Below are 18,907 nucleotides of genomic sequence, written 5' to 3' on the forward strand. Positions count from 1 at the left end.
ATCGCCGCCGGTGCCCGACGAACGCGATCCCGCCGGCTCCGACGCGACCGTGGCGGTCGGCGCGGCGGCGGTGGTCGCGGGCGCCGACGCGACCGTGGCGGCGCCGGGCGCGGCGGCGGTGGTCGCGGGCACCGCCGCGACCGTGGCGGTCGGTGCGGCGGCGGTGGTCGCGGGCGCCGACGGGACCGTAGCGGCGTCGGGCGCGGCGGCGGTGGTCGCGGGCACCGACGCGACCGTGGCGGCGTCGGGCGGCGGGCCCGGGCGCGAGGCCACGCTGGCGGCGCCGGTCGCGCCGGTCGTGCTCGGCGACAGCCTGGTCGGCGCGGCCGTGACCTTGTCGCCGACCGACGCCGGCGCCACGACCGCGCGCACGATCGGCGACGACCTGCGCGCGGCGTCGATCGATCGCTTCGACGAGGTCGCGCGCGATCGGTTCGAGCTGCTCGGGGAGCTGGCCCGGGGCGGCCTGGGCCGGGTGTTCCGCGCGCGCGATCCGCGCACCGGCCGCGTGGTCGCGCTCAAGGAGGTGTTGCGGCCGACCGCCGACCTGATGGTGCGGTTCGCGCGCGAGGCGATGGTCACGGCCAACCTGCAGCACCCGGCGATCGTGCCGGTCTACGAGGTCGGGCGCTGGCCGTCGGGCGAGCCGTTCTACGCGATGAAGCTGGTGCGCGGCCGCGCGCTCGACGCGCTGATCGCCGAGGCCACGACGCCGGCGGCGCGGATCGCGCTCCTGCCGCACGTGATCGCGATCGCCGAGGCCCTGGCCTACGCCCACAGCGAGCGCGTGATCCACCGCGACCTCAAGCCCGCGAACGTGCTCGTCGGGCCCTACGGCGAGACCGTGGTCATCGACTGGGGCCTGGCCCGCAACCTCGGCGACGCCGAGACCGCGTCGGGCGCGCCGGTCGCGGTCGAGCGCGCCGAGCCGGGCATGACCGTCGTCGGCGCCGTGGTCGGCACGCCGGCGTACATGGCGCCCGAGCAGGCCGCGGGCCAGCCGCTCGACGAGCGCGCCGACGTCTACGCGATCGGCGCCATCCTGTACCACGTGCTCGGCGGCGAGCGGCCGTACGCCGAGTGCCGGACGATCGAGCAGATCCTCGCGGCGGTCGACGCCGGGCCGCCGCGATCGTTGCGGGTGCTGGCGCCGACCTTGCCGGCCGAGCTGGTCACGATCGCCGAGCACGCGCTGGCGCGGGCGCCGGCCGATCGCTACGCCACCGCCGCCGGCCTGGCCGAGGATCTGCGCCGGTTCCAGACCGGTCAGCTCGTCGGCGCGCATCGCTACACGCGCTGGCAGCGCATCCGGCGCTGGGTCGGCCAGCACCGCGGCGCGGTCGGGACCGGCGCCGTCGCGCTGGCGGCGCTGGCGGTGTTCGCGATCCTCAGCGTCACGCGCATCGCCCGCGAGCGCGATCGGGCCCGGGGCGAGCGCACCATCGCGCAGCGCGAGCGCGCGCGCGCCGAGCAGGCCCAGGCCCTGGCCGAGCAGCGGGTGGGCGAGACGCTCGAGGAGCTCGGGCGCCAGGCCCTGATCGCCGGCGAGCCCGAGCGCGCGCTGCCGTTCCTCGCCGCGGCCACCGGCGCCGGCCCGCGCCCGACGCTCGCCGCGCTGCTCGGCGAGGCCGCCGCGCCCTTCACCGGGCTGCGCGCGCTCGCGCCGCCCGACGTGGTCGGGACGCTCGCCGCCGATCTCGTTGACGGCGGCCACCTCCTGGTCGCGGCCTCGGCCATGGGCGCCAGCGCCTACGACCTCGCCACCCGGCGCCCGGTATGGACCGCGCCCGGCGTGCACCACGTCCGCGCGTCGCCAGACGGCGCGCTGGTCCTGTGCCTGGGGCCGGGGCTCGACGTGACGATCCGCACCGCGCACGAGGGCCGCGTCGTGCGTCGGTGGACCCTGCCGGCCGCCGACGATCAGCTGTGGCTGCCGGCGTGGAGCCCGCGCGGCGATCGGCTCGCGGTCGCGACCGGCGGCGGGCGCGTCGCGACCGGCGGCCTCGATGACGCCGCGCTCGCGGTCCGCGGCGCGCACCAGGGCGAGGTCTGGACGCTGGCGTTCAGCCCCGACGGCGCGCGGCTCATGTCGGTCGGCGCCGACGGCGTGATCGCGATCGCGGGCCCCGACGGCACGGCGCGGACGATCGCGCAGCCCTCGATCAAGACCATCGCGGCGGCCTGGCTCGACGACCGCTCGCTGCTGGCGGTGGCCGACGACGGCGAGGCGCGGACCTGGCGTGTCGACGGCGCCGCGCCGCCGCGGGTGACCCGGCGCTTCACCCACGGCCGCGACCCGTACGGGGTCTACGTCGCGCCGACCGGGGCGTGGGCGGTGACCTACGGCGACGCGGCCGTGGCCCGGCTGTGGGACCTCTCGACCGGCGCGCTGCGCGCCGAGCTGATCGGGCACCGCCACGCGGTGTCGGCGGCGGTCGCGGTCGGCGCGTGGCTGGTCACCGTCGACGAGTCCGGCACGATCGCGGTGTGGGATCCGGCCACGGGCGAGCGGCGGTCGGTGCTGCCGTTCGAGGAGCTGAACCCGGGCGTGATCGCGCGCGGCGACCACCTGGTCACGTTCGGCGCCGGGCGGCCGCGGGTGTGGCAGCTCGCGCCCGAGGTGCCGCTGCGCCGCGTGCCGCTGCACCAGGCGCGGATCCGCGAGCTGACCTTCGATCGCGCGGGCACGGCGCTGTGGACCGCGGCCAACGACGGCACCGCGCGCCGGCTCGACCTCGCGACCGGCGCGGTGCGGGTGTTCGGCGCCGCCGACTACGTCGAACCGGCGATCCGGTCGCTCGACGACGGCGGCCAGTTCCACAACCACGCGCGCGGGCTGCGGTCGCTGCGGCTGTCGCCCGATGAGACCCGGGTCGCGACCGCGCGCGAGGACGGCGCGGTCACGCTGTGGGACGTGGCCACCGGCACCGAGCTCGCGACCTGGCCCCATCCGGGGCGCGCCCGCCGGGTCGTCTTCACGCGCGATGGCGCGCGCGCGTTCGTGGCCGCCGGCACCGGCGTCTACGCCTGGGAGGTCGCGACCGGGCGCGCGCTCGGGCACGCGGAGCTCGGCGGGCCGGCGTGGGACGTCGCGCTCTTGGGGGACGAGCAGGTGCTCGCGACCCAGACCAACGATCGAGCCGCGCTCTGGGACGCCGCGACCCTGACCCCGCGCGCCAACCTGCGGCCGTTTCCGGATCGCCTGCGCGAGCTGATCGTCGCCGACGACCGGCTCGTCGCCGCGGCGCCGGACAGCGTGCTGGTGATCGATCGCGACGGCCAGGTCCACGGCCGCGCCGAGCAGGAGGGCGCGTTCGCGGCCGCGGTGTCGCCGGCGCCCGCGCGTCCGCCGCACGGCCGGCTGGTCGCGGTGGGCACGCCGAGCGGCGAGGTGGTGCTGCGCGACGCCGCCGACGCGGCGCCGATCCGGAGCTGGCGCATCGACGACGGCCTCGCGGCGCTGGCGTTCCGCCCCGACGGCGCGCTCCTGGCCTCGGCCGGCGGGCGCCGCGTGCGGGTCTGGGATCCCGCCACCGGCCGCCAGCTGCTCGCGACGCCCGAGCTGCCGGCGCTGGTGACCCAGCTCGCGTGGAGCCCCGACGGGCGCGCGCTGGCGTTCGGCGGCGGCTCGGGCGTGGTCTACCTGTGGACGATCGCCGCGCCGGTCGTCGACGCGGCCGCGCTGGCGCGGTGCGTGGCGCCGTGGCGCCTCGACGGCAGCGGCCTGGCCGCGGCCGCGTTCGATCCCGACGCGTGCGCGGGCGTCTTGCCGGGCCTTTGAGGTCGGACGCCGTCGGGCGCGGTGGTATTCATGAGGGCGGGTGCGGCGTTCGCGCCACACGCTGTGCACCAAACTTCTCAGGCGCATCGCCGGCGCTGCTGCGTCAGGAGCTCAATGACCGACCTCGCGACCCCGTCCTCCCCATCGCTCCGTGCCGTCGCGTCGCTGGCCGCCGCGAGCTTGCTCGCGTCGTTGACGTTCGCGGCGTGCGTGCGCGTGCCCAGCGGACCGCTGGCCTCGGCGCAGCCACCACCAGGCGGCGCGCCGGGCGGGCCGATGATCGTCGAGGGCAGCGGGCAGGGCTACGGCGGGTCCGCCCACGGCAGCTACGGCTACGGCGGCTACGGCTACGGCGGCTACGGCTATGGCGGCTCTGGGTATGGCGGCTACGGCGGGCAGAGCTACGGCGGCTACGGCGGCTACGGCTATGGCGGCTACGGCTACGGTGGCTACGGCTACGGCGGCTACGGCTACGGCGGTTCTAGCTACGGCGGCGGCAGCGGCGGCGGTAGCGGCGGCGCGCTCTACGCGTGCCGGGCCCAGGCCGACTGCACCGTGCTGTTCACCCGCACGACCTGCTTCCCGTCGGATCCGGTCGGGGTCGCGGTCGCGCACCTGGCCGAGGCCCGGCGCACGCTGGCGAAGCGGCCCGAGGCCTGCGGCATGGGCGGCCCCGACTATGAGCGGCGGCTGCAAGAGAACCAGGGGCGCTACACCGCGACCTGCACCGCCGGGCGCTGTGCGGTCGTCGATCACGGCCCGCGCCGCAACCCGTTCTGATCGTCACGGCGGCGCGAGCAGGGCCGCGGCCGCGGCGATCGCCTCGCTCGAGCCCGCCAGCGCCAGCACGTCACCGACCTCGATGATGTCGACGGCCGCCGGCACCGGGATGCTGACCTCGCCGCGCTGGATCGCCAGCACGGTCGCGCCCGTAGTGCCGCGCAGGTTGGTCGCGGCCAGCGTCTGGCCCGCCAGCGCGCTGCCGGCGGTGACCCGCACCGCGGTCGGCGTGCCCAGCCCCGGCAGCACGGCCTCGATCGCGGACAGATCGGCGGTGGCCTCGGTCGGGCGCTGCCCGGCCACGCGCTTGCCGGCGGCGGCCAGGACCTCGACGATCGCCTCGGCGCCGGCGCGCACGTGGGCGTCGAGATCGCCGGCGCTGCGCCACACCCGCCAGGCCTCGAACGCCACCATCGCGGCCACCACCGCCGCCGCCACCGACGGCGCGAACGCCCCGGCCACCGCCAGCGCCGGCACCAGCGCCACCAGCAGCACGGGCACCTGCAGCGCCATGATCAGCATGCGCCGCGGCGCCGCGCCCAGATCGAGGCCGGCGCCCGCCGGCAGCGCACGCTCGGCCACGCCGGTGGCCACGGTCCGCGACATCCGAGCCATGCCCAGGAGCAGCGGCAGCGCGGCCAGGACCACGACGCCGAGCAGCGCCAGCGTCGCCCACCGCGGGTCGAGCGCCAGCCGCTCGCCGAGCGCGGCCACCGCCCGGCGCCGCGCCAGGCCGGCGCCCAGCACCAGCGCGAACAGCGCCACCCCGTCGATGGCGAGCCGGCGGGCCGACCGCCGCAGCGGGCCGACGTCGCGCGGCCCGGCCCGGGCCCGCTCGATCCACGAGCCGTACAGCGCCGCGAAGGTCGCCAGCCGCCGCGGCAGCCGAGCCTCGATCCCCGCGGCGACCCGCGGGCCCAGCCGGACCAGCGGCGGGGTCAGCGCGGTGGTGATCGCCGACACCGCGACCGCGACCGCGTACCACCGCGGCGGCAGCACCCCGCTGCCGACCCCGATGCTGGCGGCGACGAACGACAGCTCGCCGATCTGCGCCATGGTCATGCCGGTGGTGACCGCGGCGCGGATGCCGTGGCCGGCCAGGAACACGCCGGTCGACACCGCGACGATCTTGCCCACGACGACCACCGCCAGGATGACCAGGATCTCCAGCCACGACGACGCGATCGCGGCCGGATCGATCAGCATGCCGACCGACACGAAGAAGATCGCGGCGAACAGATCGCGGACCGGCTCGACCAGCGGCTCGATGTCGTGGTTGACCCCGCCCTCGGCGACCAGGGCGCCGGCGAGGAACGCGCCCAGCGCCACCGAGTAGCCGGCGACGTGGGCCAGCGTGGCCAGGGCGAAGCACAGGCCGATCACGCCGACCAGCGTGGTCTCGTGGCGGCCCAGCGCGACGGTGGCCCGGATCAGCCGCGGCACCACCAGCATGCCGACGATGATCGTGGCGGCCAGGAAGCCCGCGAGCTTGGCCAGGGTCTCGAGCAGGGCCTCGACGCCGAGGCCGGCGCCGCGGCTGACCGCGGTCAGCACCGTCAACAGCAGGATCGCCAGCAGGTCCTCGACCACCAGCAGGCCGAACACCCGGCGGCGCTGCGCCGGCGGCGGCGGCTGCTCGTCGAGCGTGCGCGAGATGATCGTCGTCGACGAGATGCCGACCATGGCCCCGACGAACAGGCTGGCGCGGCCGTCGAGCCCGAACACGCCACCGATCGCGGCGCCGGCCGCGACCATCGTGCCGACCTCGAGCACCGTCGCCGCCACCGCGCCGATCCCGACGCCGATGACGCCGCGGACCGACAGCTCCATGCCGATCGAGAACATCAGCAGGATGACGCCCAGCTCGGCCAGGATGGCGACGATGCCCTCGTCGGCGAAGAACGGCACCGAGGTGTGGGGCCCGACCAGCATTCCGGCGGCCAGGTAGCCCAGCACCACCGGCAGGCGCAGGCGCTGGAACACGACCGTCACGACCGCGGCGGTGCCGACCACCAGCGCGAGCGTCTGGATCAGATCGTGGCCCGTCACGCCGCCAGTCTAGCCGGGACCGTCGCCCGGGCGATTCGCAATGGCACGTTCCCCGTCGCCACCCGCCGCGCGGCCCGGCACGCGCCGCACCTACCGACCGAAGCCCTCGAGCTTGATCCACGGCCCCGCGGTGTACGGGAACGACTGGTCGTAGTGGACGTGCGCGACGTACCACAGCGCGACGTCGTGGTCCTCGAGCGGCTCGCGCCCGACGTAGGCGGCCGGGAACGGCGCGGCGCCGGCGGCGGGCCGCGGCGAGAACGGCGCCCACTCGCCGTCGTGGTAGCGCACCGCGAACAGCTCGGCGTCGTCCCAGGTGTGGGGCCGCAGGTTGACCGCCGCGCCCGAGGGGAAGTCGATCTGCCGCCAGACGAAGCCGCCCTCGTCGGCCTCGCCGGTGTGCGGGAACCAGCCCTCCTCCTCGACCCGCTGCCAGCCGCCGTCGATGAACGCCTCGAGCGCGTCGTGGCCGGCGCCGTCGAGGTCGAAGTCGAACCGCCAGTGCGGGTGGTAGGTGTGCTGGTCGTGGAGGCCCGAGCCGTGGATCGTGAGCCACGGGCACAGCCGGCCGTCGTCGTGGAACCGCCACATCTGCAGGTAGTGGTACGGCCCGGCGGTGAAGTCGGCCGACAGCTCGACGCCGCCGCGGAACGGCTGCACCCGGACGTTGCCGGCCAGCGTGCGCGTGCCCAGCGGCACCCACCACGGGCCCCGGGTCTCGGCGCCGTCGCTCTGGACCTCGAGCACGTCGCGCTGGTGGTCGACGGTGACGTACGGCAACGACGCCTCCCACAGCACGCGGCGGCCGCGGTACTCGGCGAGGTAGATCATGATCCCGGCCGACTCGGTGAGCCGCCAGTGGAACTTCCAGTTCGCCTCGCTGATGACGTTGCTCATGGCTTCACCACTGGCTCGCGGGCACCACGGCGGTGACCAGGTTGTCGAGGAGATCCACCACCGCCACCACCGAGGGGTGGCCGCCGTGGCGCCCGAACACCACCGCCGCCGAGCGCCGCTCGAACGCCGCGTCGCTCGCGTCCTTGCCCCAGTAGTGCATCGTCACCAGCGGCTCGTCGCCCATGGCCAGGCTGGCGCGGACGCCCTCGTCGAGCGTCGCGACCGACGTGGCGAGGGCCTCCTCCTCGCGCGACAGCATCGGCTGGGCCCGGGTGATGTCGAGGTGCGCGACCACGCCGGCGTCGAGATCGACGCACGCGTCGACGCAGCGGTCGGCCGCGTAGTCGTAGACCACGACCCGCGCCAGGCGGTGGCCGTGGATCCAGTGCGGCGGCTTGACCACCAGCGGCTCGGTCGCGACCACGCGGTAGCGCCCGACCTTGGCCATGGCCGCGACCCGGCGGTCCTCGGTCAGCGTGCGCACGGCGTCGGCCGACTCGCCGGGTGTGAGCGGCGCGAACAGCGACGGATCGCTGTTGAGGACGTCCGGCGCCGGCGCGAGCGCGGGCTCGGACCGCGCGGCCTTGGCGGCCTTGGCCTTCGCGGCCGGCTTGGCCTTGGCGGCCGGCTGCTTCTTCGCCGCGGCCCGGGACGAGGGCCGCGCAGGTTTGGCGGACTTGGCGGGCGTGCGTGCCATGCCGGCACTATACACGCCTGCCCGTCGACGGGCGCCGTCGGGTTACTCCAGCGGGCCGCCTTCGGCCAGCTTGCCCGCCGAGCGATACTCGAGCCGGATCGCGCGCCGGAGGTGCTCCTGGCCCATGGGCAGGCCCTCGGCCGCGGCCAGGAATGCGGCCCGGACCGTGCAGTTGCGGACCGAGCCGCCGGTGAACTCGTAGCGTCGCGCCAGGTCGGCCAGGTCGAGATCGTCCCCGAGCGGCAGGTCCTTCGGCAGGTGCGCGCGCCACAGCTGCTCGCGCAGCTCCTCGTCGGGGATCGGGAACAGCACCCGGAACGCCAGGCGCCGACGGAACGCGGTGTCGATCGCGGCGCCGAAGTTGGTGGTCAGGATCGCCGCGCCGGTGAAGCTGTCGAGGCGCTGCAGCAGGTAGTTGACCTCGAGGTTGGCGTAGCGGTCGTTGCTCGACTTCACCTCGGTGCGCTTGGTGAACAGCGAGTCGGCCTCGTCGAACAGCATCAGCGCCTGCGACTCCTCGGCCGCGGCGAAGACGTTGGCGAGGTTGCGCTCGGTCTCGCCGATCCACTTCGACATGACCCGCGACAGGTCGACCCGGAACAGCTCGATGCCCAGCTCCCGCGCGAGCGCGCCCGCGACCATGGTCTTGCCGGTGCCGGGCGGGCCCTCGAACAGCGCGACGATGCCGCGCGACGTGGTCGCGACGCGCTCCATGCCCCACTCCTCGAACACCTGGCGCGACAGCCTCATGCGCGCCAGGAACTCCTTCAAGCTGTCCAGGATGTCGGGCGGCAGCACCAGCTGCTCGAGCCGCGGCAGGTTGCGGATGCGCTCGGCCACGTCGCCGAGCCGGCGATCGAGGTACTGGCCGACCGCGCCGGTGATGACCGCCGGCGTGATCGCGCGACCGTCCTCGGGCAGGCCGGCGACGACGTTGGTGATGGTGCCGGGCCCGATGCGCCAGCGCGCCGCCAGATCGCTCAAGCCCTCGGCCGGGATCGCGCGCGCCGCCAGCGCGCCCAGCCACACCTCGCGCCGCCGGCTCTCGGTCAGGTCCTCGAGCTCGACCAGGTCGTAGCCGGCGTCGATCGGCGGTCGCGTGTCAGGCTCGACCCGGGCCACCAGCGGACCCGGGTGGCGGGCGACCACGTGCCGGATCTGCTGCAACAACAAGCGCTCGTCGGTCGGGATCAGATCGACGCCGTCGAGGCACGGGATCCAGCCGGCCACGGTGCAGCGCTCGAGCGCGCGCCGGATCGCCGCGGCGCTCGGGCGACCGCCGTCGGTCACGTGCAGCACGTGCACCATCGCCAGCTGGCGCCCGGCCGCGTGGGCCAGCGCCGCCAGCACCGCGCGCCGACCGCTGCCGATCCGGCCGCGCACGATCAGCCGCAGCGGCGCGGTCGGCGGGCGCGGCCGGGCGACGGCCTCGACCAGCGCCGTGGCGGCCGCCGGCTCGATCAGCAGCTGGTCGATCGTGCGCGCGGCGGTGACCACCGGCAGCGCCGCGTCGGGATCGGCGGTCAGGGCCTCGCCGCGCAGGCGCGCGATCACCAGCGGATCGACGCTGAGCGCCGCGAAGCGCCGCACCGGGCCCTCGGCCACCTGGATCAGTCCGAACCGCACCAGCGGGCGATCGGGATCGAGCTCGCGCGCGACGTCGTGCGGGTTGACCCGCGGGCCCAGGAGCCGGGTCACGAGGCCCAGGTCGATCAGCGCCCGGAGCGGATCGTTGGCCAGGATGCGGTACAGCCGCGCGGCCTCGTCGGAGATGTGCGGCGCCACCGCCACCATCAGGATCAGCCGGGCCAGCGGCGACAGGCCGAACTCGTCGATCAGCTCGACCAGCGGCCACCGGGCCGGGGTTGCCTCCTCGAGGTCGCGCACCGCCTGCATCGCCGCGGTCACGCCGGCCTCGGCCTGGACGACGCGGTCGCGCGCCAGCCCGCTGCGGGTGGTGTACAGGCCGAGCACCTCGGCCTCGTGAGGCAGCGCGCCGTCGATCGCGCCGCCGAGCAGCCCGCGATCCCAGTCGCCGGCGATCGCGCGCACCGCCAGCGCCAGCGCCAGCAGGCGCTCGTGCTCGAGCAGCCGCAGCGCGGCCAGGCGATCGCAGCGGGGCCCGGTCGGCCGCGGGTTCAGCGCGGCGGCGTCCACTACGGCAGGATCTCGACGCGATCCCCCGCGTCGTTGGCCCCGATCAGGCCGGCGAACTTCGTCACCTGGATCTGACCGCCGGCGGCGTCGTGGCCGCGCCACGTGCCCTCGAGCCACACCTTGCACGTCGTCGAGCCGGCCGGGCACTTCTGGCGCACGCGATCGGCCAGCGCGATGCCGAGCGCGGTGTCGTCGAGCTTGACCGCGACCTCGCCGAGGGTCGCGCCGACGATCCCGAGCCGGTCGGCGTCCATCGTGACCTCGACCGGCAGCTTGAGCCGGGGCGGACCGCCGATGTCGCGGGCGCCGCCGTTGTGATCGAGCCACGCGAGCAGCTCGGCGGTGGGCGTCAGCGCCTGCGAGGGCGTGGCGGCAGGATCAGGCTGGGTCATGGCAGAACCTCCGGACGGCGCGTCCTGCGCCGCCGCCGACGTGGGATCGGTCGGCCGCGGCGCGTCGTTCTTCGCGCCGGAGCACCCGGCGAACACCAGCGCCACCGCCAGGACGTGCGGACGAGTCGACGTCACGCGGTCAGGATGCCACGCGCGCGCCGCGACCGCGAGGCCGCGGGCGCCCCGATCACTGGCCGTCCTGGTTCACGTAGTTGAACTGGGAGCCACTCGCCTCGGTGTTGGGGTGGTTCCACAGGTGGTTCTCGCGCGACTTGCCGACCACGTCCTCGGTCTCCGTATCGCTGGCCTTGGCGTGGACGTACGCCAGGCCCTCGGCCGACAGCTTGAGGCCGGCGGCGATCGCCGACTTCTTGCTCTCACCGTCGGCGACCATCGAAGCGTAGTCCTCGATCTGGCCGCGATCCGGCGTGAACGCGAAGTGGTCCTCCCACAGGCACGCGCGGGCCCGCGTCGGCCACGGATCCGAGACCGCGATGTCGGCGTCCTTGTCGGCGCCCTGGACGTCGCCGATCAGCACGAACGCGTGGTCGAGGCCCTCCTTGGCCGAGACCTGGATGTGCTGCCCGGCCGCGTGCTGGCGCAGGTAGTGGTACGCGACCCAGGCGTGCTCACCGCAGTTGCCGCCGTGGGCCAGGTCGGCCTTGGCGGCGAACAGCGCCTCGGGGTTGGCCGCGGCGATCGAGCGGACCTCCGGGGCGATCTCCCAGTACTTGTTGTCGCGCATGACCTGCAGGCGCGCCATCGAGTTCAGGTTGGTGGCGCGCAGCGCCTCGACCTGGTTGCCGGCGCCGAAGTTCAGCACCGCCTTGGTCGCGGTGATCGCCGCGCGGGCCTGATCGAGCCGCGCCGCCGCCGTCGCGCTCACCTCTTTCTTGGGGAGCTCGCGCTCTTCGTCTCCAGGTCGTCGGGCGTGGCTTGGCTCGGGCATCGGTCTTCTCCAGGCAGTGTTGGCGTCCGATCAGAATACGGCACCCGGCCACCGATCCTTCCCCGGCATCACAGGGGACCGGTTCCTGGGTCACAACCACCTGGGACTACTATTGATTTTAGGCTCACCGCCTCAGGATTCGTGACGCGGTGAGTCGCAAGAGGGGACCGAATCCGGGTCCCAACCACCCGGGACTACTATTGATTCTAGGCACCGCGTCATGATTCGTGACGCGGTGCATCGCAAGTCCCGACCAAGGGGACCGGCTCCTGGGTCCCAACTACCTGTGACCACTAGCGACCAAGGGGACCGGCTCCTGGGTCCCAACTGTCTGTGACCACTAGTGATTTTAGCCTCGCCGCGGCAGGATTCGTGACGCGGTGAGTCGCAAGTCCTGAGGCCGTAACGCCCGACAGGCTCCGGGCGCCCCCAGGCTGGACCGCGCCGGTCGCCGCTTCGGCCGTGGGGGCGTCGCGTCGCACCTGGTGCTCGCCGCCGCGATAGATCGTTCCGCGCTCCGATCCGTCGTAGGGACCATGGCCCGCCTCTTCGCCCGCGCCCTGTTCTCCGCCGCTCTCTTCGCTGGCGCTTGCAGCGCCGCCTACGCCGACCGGATCGCCGCCCCGGCGTCCCGGCCGCTGGTCCCGATCGCGGTCGCGCCCGACGCGGTGCGCTCGCCCTACACGGTCGAGATCGTCGCCGATGACGGCGACACGCTCGACACCTACTTCCACAAGGGCCGCTACTACGTGCGCGGCGCCACCGACCGCGCCTACACGATCCGCGTCGCCAACCCGACGCCCCAGCGGGTCGAGGCGGTCATCTCGATCGACGGCCTCGACGTGATCGACGGCGAGAACGGCGACCTGCACAAGCGCGGCTACATCGTGCCCGCCTACGGCGAGGTCCGCATCGAGGGCTGGCGCACGTCGCTCGAGAACGTCGCGGCGTTCCGGTTCTCGGCGGTCAAGAACAGCTACGCCGGCCGCAAGGGCAAGGCCCGCAACGTCGGCGTCATCGCGGTGGCGCTGTTCGCCGAGAACGCCCCCGCGATGATCGTGCAGCCCGGCGACCCGTACCTCGACGGCGACGACGACTACGACGGCTACGGCGACGAGGTCGACCGGTACCTCGACCGGCGCTGGCACGGCCCGTCGGGCGGCGACGGCGCCCGCGCCGAGGCTGGCGGGGGCGGCATGGGTCGCGGCCAGACCCGCGCGCCCGCCGCCGACAAGGCCGCCGAGCCGTCGGTCCGCTCGCGTCCGGCCCCGCCGCCGCCCGGCGTCCACGGCGGCACCGGCTCGGTCACCGCGGGCGCGCCCGCCCGCCAGACCATGGAGGACGAGTCCGCGCGCGATTGCTGCGGTCAGCCCGAGCGCCTCGGCCTCGGCACCGAGTACGGCGAGACCCGCTACTCCGCCGCCAGCTACACCCGCTTCGTCCGCTCGAGCGACAAGCCGGTCGCGATCGCCGAGCTGCGCTACAACGACGACGCCGGCCTCAAGGCCCTCGGCATCCTGTTCGCGCCCGAGCCCGACGCCAACGAGCTCATGACCCGCGAGACCGCCGATCCGTTCCCCGGCGACCGCGGCTTCGCCCGCCCGCCCGCGGGCATCCGCTAGCCGCGCAGCACGCGCTCGGCGATCTGCGTCGCCAGGTCGGCGCGGTCGCGCAGCTCGCGCACGCGGTGCAGGATCCGCTCGATCGACGTTCGGGGCAACGTGGCCAGGGTCCGCGTGGTGTGGGCCAGGTCGAGCGCTGGCCTGGGCGCAGCCGCCCGCGCGTTCCGGACGTTCAGCGCGGCGGCGGCACGGTCAGCAGCCGGGCCAGGGCGGCGTCGTCGAGCGCGCGGAACCCGCCGGGCGCCAGATCGCCGAGCGCGTACCCGCCGATGGCCGCGCGGACCAGCCGCAAGGTCGGGTGGCCGACCGCGGCGGTCATCTTGCGGACCTGGCGGTTGCGGCCCTCGGTGATCGTCAGCTCGAGCCAGCAGTCGGGCACGGTCTTGCGGAACCGGATCGGCGGGTCGCGCGGCGGCAGCGCCGGCGGCTCGAGCCGGGCGCAGCGCGCCGGCCGGGTCCGGCCGCCGGTGACCATCACGCCCGCGGCCAGCGCGGCGAGCGCGGCGTCGTCGGGGATGCGCTCGACCTGGACCCAGTAGGTCTTGGCGTGGGCGTGGCGCGGCGACAGCAGCCGATCGATCAGGCGCTTGTCCGACGACAAGATCAGCAGGCCCTCGCTGTCGGCGTCGAGCCGGCCGATCGGCCACACCGCGGGCGGCAGCCCGAACTCGGCCAGGGTGCGCCACGCGCTGGCGTCGCGGGTGTACTGCGACAGCACCCCGTAGGGCTTATGGAACGCGATCGTGGTCACGGTCGGAGGGGGCCAGCGATTGACATCGCCCAGGCGGCGTCCTAGTCACGTAGCATGTCCTTTCGGTCGATCGCCCTTGTCGTCGTCGCGGTGTTGGCGCTGGTCGCGTGCGGCCCGTCGTCGGCGCAGATCAAGACCGCGCGCGAAGCGCGCTACCGCGCCTCGGCGTCCGAGGTGTTCCAGGCCGCGGTCGGCGCGCTCAAGACCAACGATCACAAGATCAAGCAGGCCGACCCCGTCGCCGGGCGCGCGCTCACCGAGCCGCGCTGGTACGAGGTCGACGGCACGACGCTGTCGCGCGACAGCGACGGTCGACCGCAGCTGTCCTCGGCCGGCGGCATCATGCTGTCGATCGAGGTCGGGGTCGTCCCCGACGGCGAGACCTTCCGCGTCGAGGTGATCCCGCGGGTGCTGCAGCAGAAGGACGGCTACTCGGCGCCGCTCGAGCTCAAGCCTGGCGACCCCGCGATGCCCGGCTGGATCGCCGGCAAGGTCGACAACGTCTACATCTCGACCTACGACACGCTCAAGAAGAGCGCGGTCCTGTCGGGGACCTGAGCGATGCGGGCGGGGCGCGGCGCGGTGGCGTGCGTGGGGCTCGTGCTCGCGCTGGTCCTGTGCGGATGTGGACCCTCGGCGGCGCAGATCCGGACGGCCCACGACGCGCGCTACCAGGCGACGCCGGCCGAGTTGGTCGATGTGGCGGTCGCGACCTTGCGCGCCGAGGGCTACAAGATCGCGGTCGCGGATCCGGCGCTCGGGCGCGTCGAGTCGCTGGCTCAGTGGCATCACCCCGAGGGCACGATGGCCCGCAATGTGCGCGGGCGCGCCGAAGACGGCCTCATCAAGTTTCAGCTCCAGATCCGGGTCGACGACGTGACCGGCCCCGGCGCCGGCGTCGTGATCGAGGCCGTCGCGGTCCGCGCGCGCGGGGAGCTACAGCCGCAGCCGATCACCGCCACCGACCGATCCCGCCCAGGCTGGTTCGCGGGCCGCATCGACGCGGTCTATCTCGGCATCCACCGGCGCCTGCGCGCGCGCGTCGTCCCGCCGCGCTGACGCGACGTGGGCACTTCGGCCGCGCCGACCTATACTCGATCAAGTCGCCGGTCGGATCTCGCGGAAATCGACGTCACGACCCGACACGTCTACCTGGCGGGAGGCTCTATGGACAGCATGAAGCAGTGGTTGCTCGGGTTGGCGCTGGCGCTCGGCGTCGTCGCGGTCGGCGGCTGCGGCCCGTCGGCGGCGCAGGTCCACGCGGCGCGGACGGCGCAGTACCACGCCCCGGCGTCCGAGGTGTTCGCGGCCGCGGTCGCCGCGCTGCACGACAACCGCCATGGCGTCGGTCGCGCCGACCCGGTCGCCGGGCAGGCGATGTCGCTGGCCCGGTGGTACGAGGTCGACGGCACGTTCGTCGCCAAGGACGCCGCCGGTCAGCCGCTGCTGCGCGGCGGCGAGGTGGTCGTGGTGTTCGAGGTCGCGGTGACGCCCGCCGGCGACGCGGTGCAGATCGACGTGGTGCCGCACGTCCAGCAGTTCCGCAGCGGCTACGCCGCGCTGTTCCCGATCCCGGCGGGCGACCCGACGATGCCGGGCTGGATCGTCGGGCTGGTCGATCAGATCTACCTCAAGGCCAACGCCCGGCTGCAGCGCACCCTGGCGCCGCCGCAGCAGGCGCCGCCCGGCCCGCCCGGCGCCAGCTAGCCGACGGCGATGTCGAGGTCGCCGGCCTGGAGCGTGACCCGCACCGCGGTGTCGGTGTGGCCCTCGGCGCCGAACGCCTCGAACGCGACGTCCTCGAGGCGCCGGGTCAAGGTCGCGGCCAGGCCCCGCGCGCCGGTCTCGTTGCGCTGGGCGTCGGCGACGACGTGGTCGAGCACCGCGTCATCGATCTCGAGCACGAGGCCCTCGGCCTTGAACTCGCGGGTCATGCGCGTGACCACGTCCGTGCGCAGGATGTCCTTGAGCGTGGCCGCGTCGAGCGCCTTGAACGGCACGATGCGGGTGAAGCGCGCGATCAGCTCCGGCAGGAAGCCGTAGGCCTGGAAGTTGGCGACGTTCTCGACCTCGTCGTCGGTGAAGTCGACCGCGATCGCGTTGGGATCGACCGCCGCGGTCGGCGCGCCGCCGAAGCCGAGCCCGCCGCGGTTGCGGCGCCCGCGCGCGACCGTGTGGAACCCCGAGAACGCGCCGCACGCGACGAAGCCGAGGTCGCCCGTCGACAGGGTCACGTGATCGCCGTAGCTGGCGTGGCCGATCTCGGTCGGCACGATCACGTCGCCGGCCTCGAGCATCTTGAGCAGCTCGCGCTGCACGCCCATGCCGGTGACGTCCTTGGTCGTGCCCGCGCCCGCGAACACCGCGTTGTTCTGGCCCGACGCGATCTTGTCGAACTCGTCCAGGCAGACCACGCCGATCGACGCCAGCAGCGGGTTGCCGTCGGCGGTGTGCAAGAGCCGCGTCAGGATCGAGATCGGATCCTGGCCCACGTAGCCGGTCTCGGAGAAGGTCGTGATGTCGACCATCGTCGTCGGCAGACGCAGCAGCTTGCCGAACAGCGTCTCGACCAGGAACGTCTTGCCCGACCCCGTCGGCCCCGCCAGCAGGTAGTTGGTCTTGCGCGGCAGCTCGGCCCGGTCGACGCCCTCGAGGTAGATGCGCTTGATCCGCCGCACGTGCCGGTACGCCATCAGGCACAGCGCCCGCCGCGCCGCCGCCTGGCCCCGGTAGCCGTGGTCCTCGAGCTGCGCCCACAGCGTCCGCGGCCCCGGGTCCGGCAGCTCCCGCACGACCTTCAGGAAGTGCTCGAGCCCCTGCTTGCGCGGCCGCCGGTGGGTCTCGGTCATCGATCCCCCGATCGTACCGTGGCGGTGCCCCCGCTGCCAGCGCCGCGTCGGTCAGCGCTGGAGGGCGGGCTCGGGGCGCGGCACCCTCGCGCCGCGATCGCCGCGCCGGTCAGCGCCGGAAGTCGGCGAGCTCGATGGCGAAGCGGCGGCACCAGCGCCGGAGCTGGATCGGGGCCTTGTCCATCACGCGCGAGGCCGCCATGACGTTGCCGTTGGTCTCGCGCAGCACCTCGATCAAGCGCTCGCGCAGCGCGCGATCCTCGGGTCGGAGCGCGCCGCCAGTCGTGCGTGGGCCGGCGGTGCGGATCGCCTCCGCGAGGTGCTCGAGGCGCAGCTCGCCGGTGTCGGCGAGCACGAGCGCGGTCCGGACGGCTTGCTCCAGCTCGCGAATGTTCAGCGGGTAGCTGTACGCGAAGAGCGCCCGCGCGGCCGTGCGATGGATCCGGACCGTGCTCGGGTCGGCGCCGGCAGGCACCAAGTGCGGCAGCATCGTCGCGATCAAGGTGCCGAGATCCTCCAGCCGGTCGCGCAGCGGCGGGAGCTCCACCTCGAAGCCGGCGAGGCGGGCGTAGAGATCCTGCCGGAAGCGGCCGTCGCCGATCCGGCGTGGGAGATCCTGGTGGGTCGCCGCGACGATGCGTACGTCGACGGCCACCGACTCGTTGCCGCCGATCGGCCGGACCTCGCCCTCCTGCAGGACCCGGAGCAGCGCGACCTGCGACTCCTCGGGCAGCTCGGCGATCTCGTCCAGGAACAGCGTCCCGCCGTGGGCCCTCCGGACCAGGCCGTCGCGGTCGCCGTGCGCACCCGAGAACGCGCCCTTGCGGTGACCGAACAGCTCGCTCTCGATCAGCCCGCGCGGTAGCGCGCCGCAGTTGATCGCCATCAGCTCGCCGCGTCGCAGCGAGCGATCGTGGATCGCCCGCGCGATGACCTCCTTGCCGGTACCGGTCTCGCCGCGGATCAGGATCGGCACGTTCGATGGCGCGAGCTTGGCGAGGTCGCGCACCCGCCGTTCGAACTCCGTCGACAAGGACCGGAAGCCCGCCGGGACCTCCGGCTCGCCCGCAAGATCGCGATCGGTCACCGGCTCGGCGGCGCCGTCCTCACGGAAGATCAGCGTGCAGGCGCCGACCTCGATCGTGTCGGCGTCTGCGAGCGCCGCGGTCTTGATCGGCTGGCCGGCGATCATCGTCCCGTTCTTCGAGCCGAGGTCGGAGAGCTCCCAACCCCCGGGCGCGCGTCGCAAGGCGGCGTGGTGGCGCGACAGCTCGTGATCGGGGAGCGTCAGGAGCAGCTTGCGGCGCTCGCGGCTCCAGGTGCGTTGCGCCCCACGTCCGATCTGAACCTCGTCGACGTCCGTCAGGCTCAGGCGCAGCCCCGGGACCTGCGGACGCTCACCCTCGAGCGCGACGATCAGCCGAGGCTGGTCGCCCAGCGCGGTCAGGGCGTCGTCGCTGCTGTCGGTCCGGCTGCCGGTGCGCGTCAGCTCGCTACTTGGCATCGCCGAGCCCTTCGTCGCCCAGGCGGACGCTCGCCGGCACGCCCGGCGGGACGTCGGGCAGGTCGGCGGCGAACTCGGCGTCGACGTAGACCAGCTGCGAGGCCTGATCGGCCTCGGGCGAGACGGTCGCGACCCGCGCGGGCATCGGCGCGCGATCGGCGAGGTCGGCGACAACCCGCGTCCCTGGCGCGACGCGGGTGACCTCGGCCATCGGGATCGCGAAGCGCAGCCGCGCTCGTCCTCCGCCGACCAGGCGGACGACCGGCACCTGGGGTCCCACCGCCGCGCCCACGTCGGCGTAGCGCAGCCCGATCGTCCCGGCGAACGGCGCCCGGATCGCGGTGTCGCCCAACCGGTTGATCGCGCGCTCGAGCCGCGCCTTGGTCTCGGCGTGGGCGGCGCGCGCCTGGGCGGCCGCCGCTTCGTCGGCGCGGACCTCCAGGCGCGCGTCCTCGACGACCGACGCGGGCTCGGTCCCG

At 74.5% G+C, this 18,907-nt stretch carries 15 protein-coding genes; 6 read left to right on the forward strand and 9 right to left on the reverse strand.

The features are described from left to right. The first annotated feature begins 10 nt into the window (after positions 1-10). Both IPL61_29345 and IPL61_29350 read left to right on the forward strand, forming a co-directional pair. Positions 11-3,781 carry a protein kinase gene (locus IPL61_29345; protein MBK9035313.1) on the forward strand — a complete coding sequence of 1,257 codons (3,771 nt, stop codon included), beginning with the start codon at positions 11-13 and terminating at the stop codon, positions 3,779-3,781. A 114-nt stretch (positions 3,782-3,895) separates the two neighbouring features. Then, the gene (locus IPL61_29350; GenBank protein MBK9035314.1) at positions 3,896-4,561 is read left to right on the forward strand and encodes a hypothetical protein; all 666 of its coding nucleotides are present in this window, start codon (positions 3,896-3,898) and stop codon (positions 4,559-4,561) included. Positions 4,562-4,564: 3 nt separating this feature from the next. Here IPL61_29350 and IPL61_29355 read toward each other — a convergent pair whose 3' ends face one another. From IPL61_29355 to IPL61_29380, 6 genes are all read right to left on the reverse strand, one after another. Then, positions 4,565-6,610, reverse strand: a complete 2,046-nt coding sequence (locus IPL61_29355) for a cation:proton antiporter (protein MBK9035315.1) — start codon at positions 6,608-6,610, stop codon at positions 4,565-4,567. A gap of 90 nt (positions 6,611-6,700) precedes the next feature. Continuing rightward, the gene (locus tag IPL61_29360; protein ID MBK9035316.1) at positions 6,701-7,507 is read right to left on the reverse strand and encodes a hypothetical protein; all 807 of its coding nucleotides are present in this window, start codon (positions 7,505-7,507) and stop codon (positions 6,701-6,703) included. A 4-nt stretch (positions 7,508-7,511) separates the two neighbouring features. Beyond that, the gene (locus tag IPL61_29365) at positions 7,512-8,204 is read right to left on the reverse strand and encodes a hypothetical protein (GenBank protein ID MBK9035317.1); all 693 of its coding nucleotides are present in this window, start codon (positions 8,202-8,204) and stop codon (positions 7,512-7,514) included. 42 nt (positions 8,205-8,246) lie between these two features. Then, entirely contained in the window at positions 8,247-10,361 is a 2,115-nt protein-coding gene (locus IPL61_29370; GenBank protein MBK9035318.1) for an ATP-binding protein, read from the reverse strand. Then, positions 10,361-10,888, reverse strand: coding sequence for a hypothetical protein (locus IPL61_29375; GenBank protein MBK9035319.1), 528 nt, complete (start codon positions 10,886-10,888; stop codon positions 10,361-10,363). Before IPL61_29375 ends, IPL61_29370 begins: the two co-directional genes overlap by 1 nt. 52 nt (positions 10,889-10,940) lie before the next feature. Beyond that, entirely contained in the window at positions 10,941-11,702 is a 762-nt protein-coding gene (locus tag IPL61_29380) for a hypothetical protein (GenBank protein ID MBK9035320.1), read from the reverse strand. Positions 11,703-12,238: 536 nt separating this feature from the next. Between IPL61_29380 and IPL61_29385 the strand changes: the two genes are divergently transcribed. Further along, the gene (locus IPL61_29385; protein MBK9035321.1) at positions 12,239-13,324 is read left to right on the forward strand and encodes a hypothetical protein; all 1,086 of its coding nucleotides are present in this window, start codon (positions 12,239-12,241) and stop codon (positions 13,322-13,324) included. A gap of 172 nt (positions 13,325-13,496) precedes the next feature. Here IPL61_29385 and IPL61_29390 read toward each other — a convergent pair whose 3' ends face one another. Beyond that, positions 13,497-14,066, reverse strand: coding sequence for a pseudouridine synthase (locus IPL61_29390; protein MBK9035322.1), 570 nt, complete (start codon positions 14,064-14,066; stop codon positions 13,497-13,499). A gap of 63 nt (positions 14,067-14,129) precedes the next feature. Between IPL61_29390 and IPL61_29395 the strand changes: the two genes are divergently transcribed. The 3 genes from IPL61_29395 (at position 14,130) to IPL61_29405 (ending at position 15,782) form a co-directional block, all read left to right on the forward strand. Further along, positions 14,130-14,633: a hypothetical protein gene (locus IPL61_29395; GenBank protein ID MBK9035323.1), complete on the forward strand. Its 504-nt coding sequence runs from the start codon at positions 14,130-14,132 to the stop codon at positions 14,631-14,633. A gap of 3 nt (positions 14,634-14,636) precedes the next feature. Further along, on the forward strand, positions 14,637-15,134 hold the full coding sequence (locus tag IPL61_29400; GenBank protein MBK9035324.1) for a hypothetical protein: 498 nt from the start codon (positions 14,637-14,639) through the stop codon (positions 15,132-15,134). A gap of 117 nt (positions 15,135-15,251) precedes the next feature. Then, positions 15,252-15,782 (forward strand): hypothetical protein, encoded by a 531-nt coding sequence (locus IPL61_29405; protein MBK9035325.1) that lies wholly within the window; start codon positions 15,252-15,254, stop codon positions 15,780-15,782. Here the strand turns inward: IPL61_29405 and IPL61_29410 are convergent. Together IPL61_29410 and IPL61_29415 are read right to left on the reverse strand one after the other, a co-directional pair. Further along, complete coding sequence (locus IPL61_29410; protein ID MBK9035326.1) at positions 15,779-16,924, reverse strand: AAA family ATPase; 1,146 nt, start codon at positions 16,922-16,924, stop codon at positions 15,779-15,781. The two genes, IPL61_29405 and IPL61_29410, sit on opposite strands and share 4 nt — an antisense overlap. A gap of 109 nt (positions 16,925-17,033) precedes the next feature. Further along, on the reverse strand, positions 17,034-18,602 hold the full coding sequence (locus IPL61_29415) for a sigma 54-interacting transcriptional regulator (GenBank protein ID MBK9035327.1): 1,569 nt from the start codon (positions 18,600-18,602) through the stop codon (positions 17,034-17,036). Positions 18,603-18,907 lie beyond the last annotated feature (305 nt).

This window comes from Myxococcales bacterium, assembly GCA_016717005.1.
Lineage (GTDB): Bacteria > Myxococcota_A > Polyangia > Haliangiales > Haliangiaceae > UBA2376.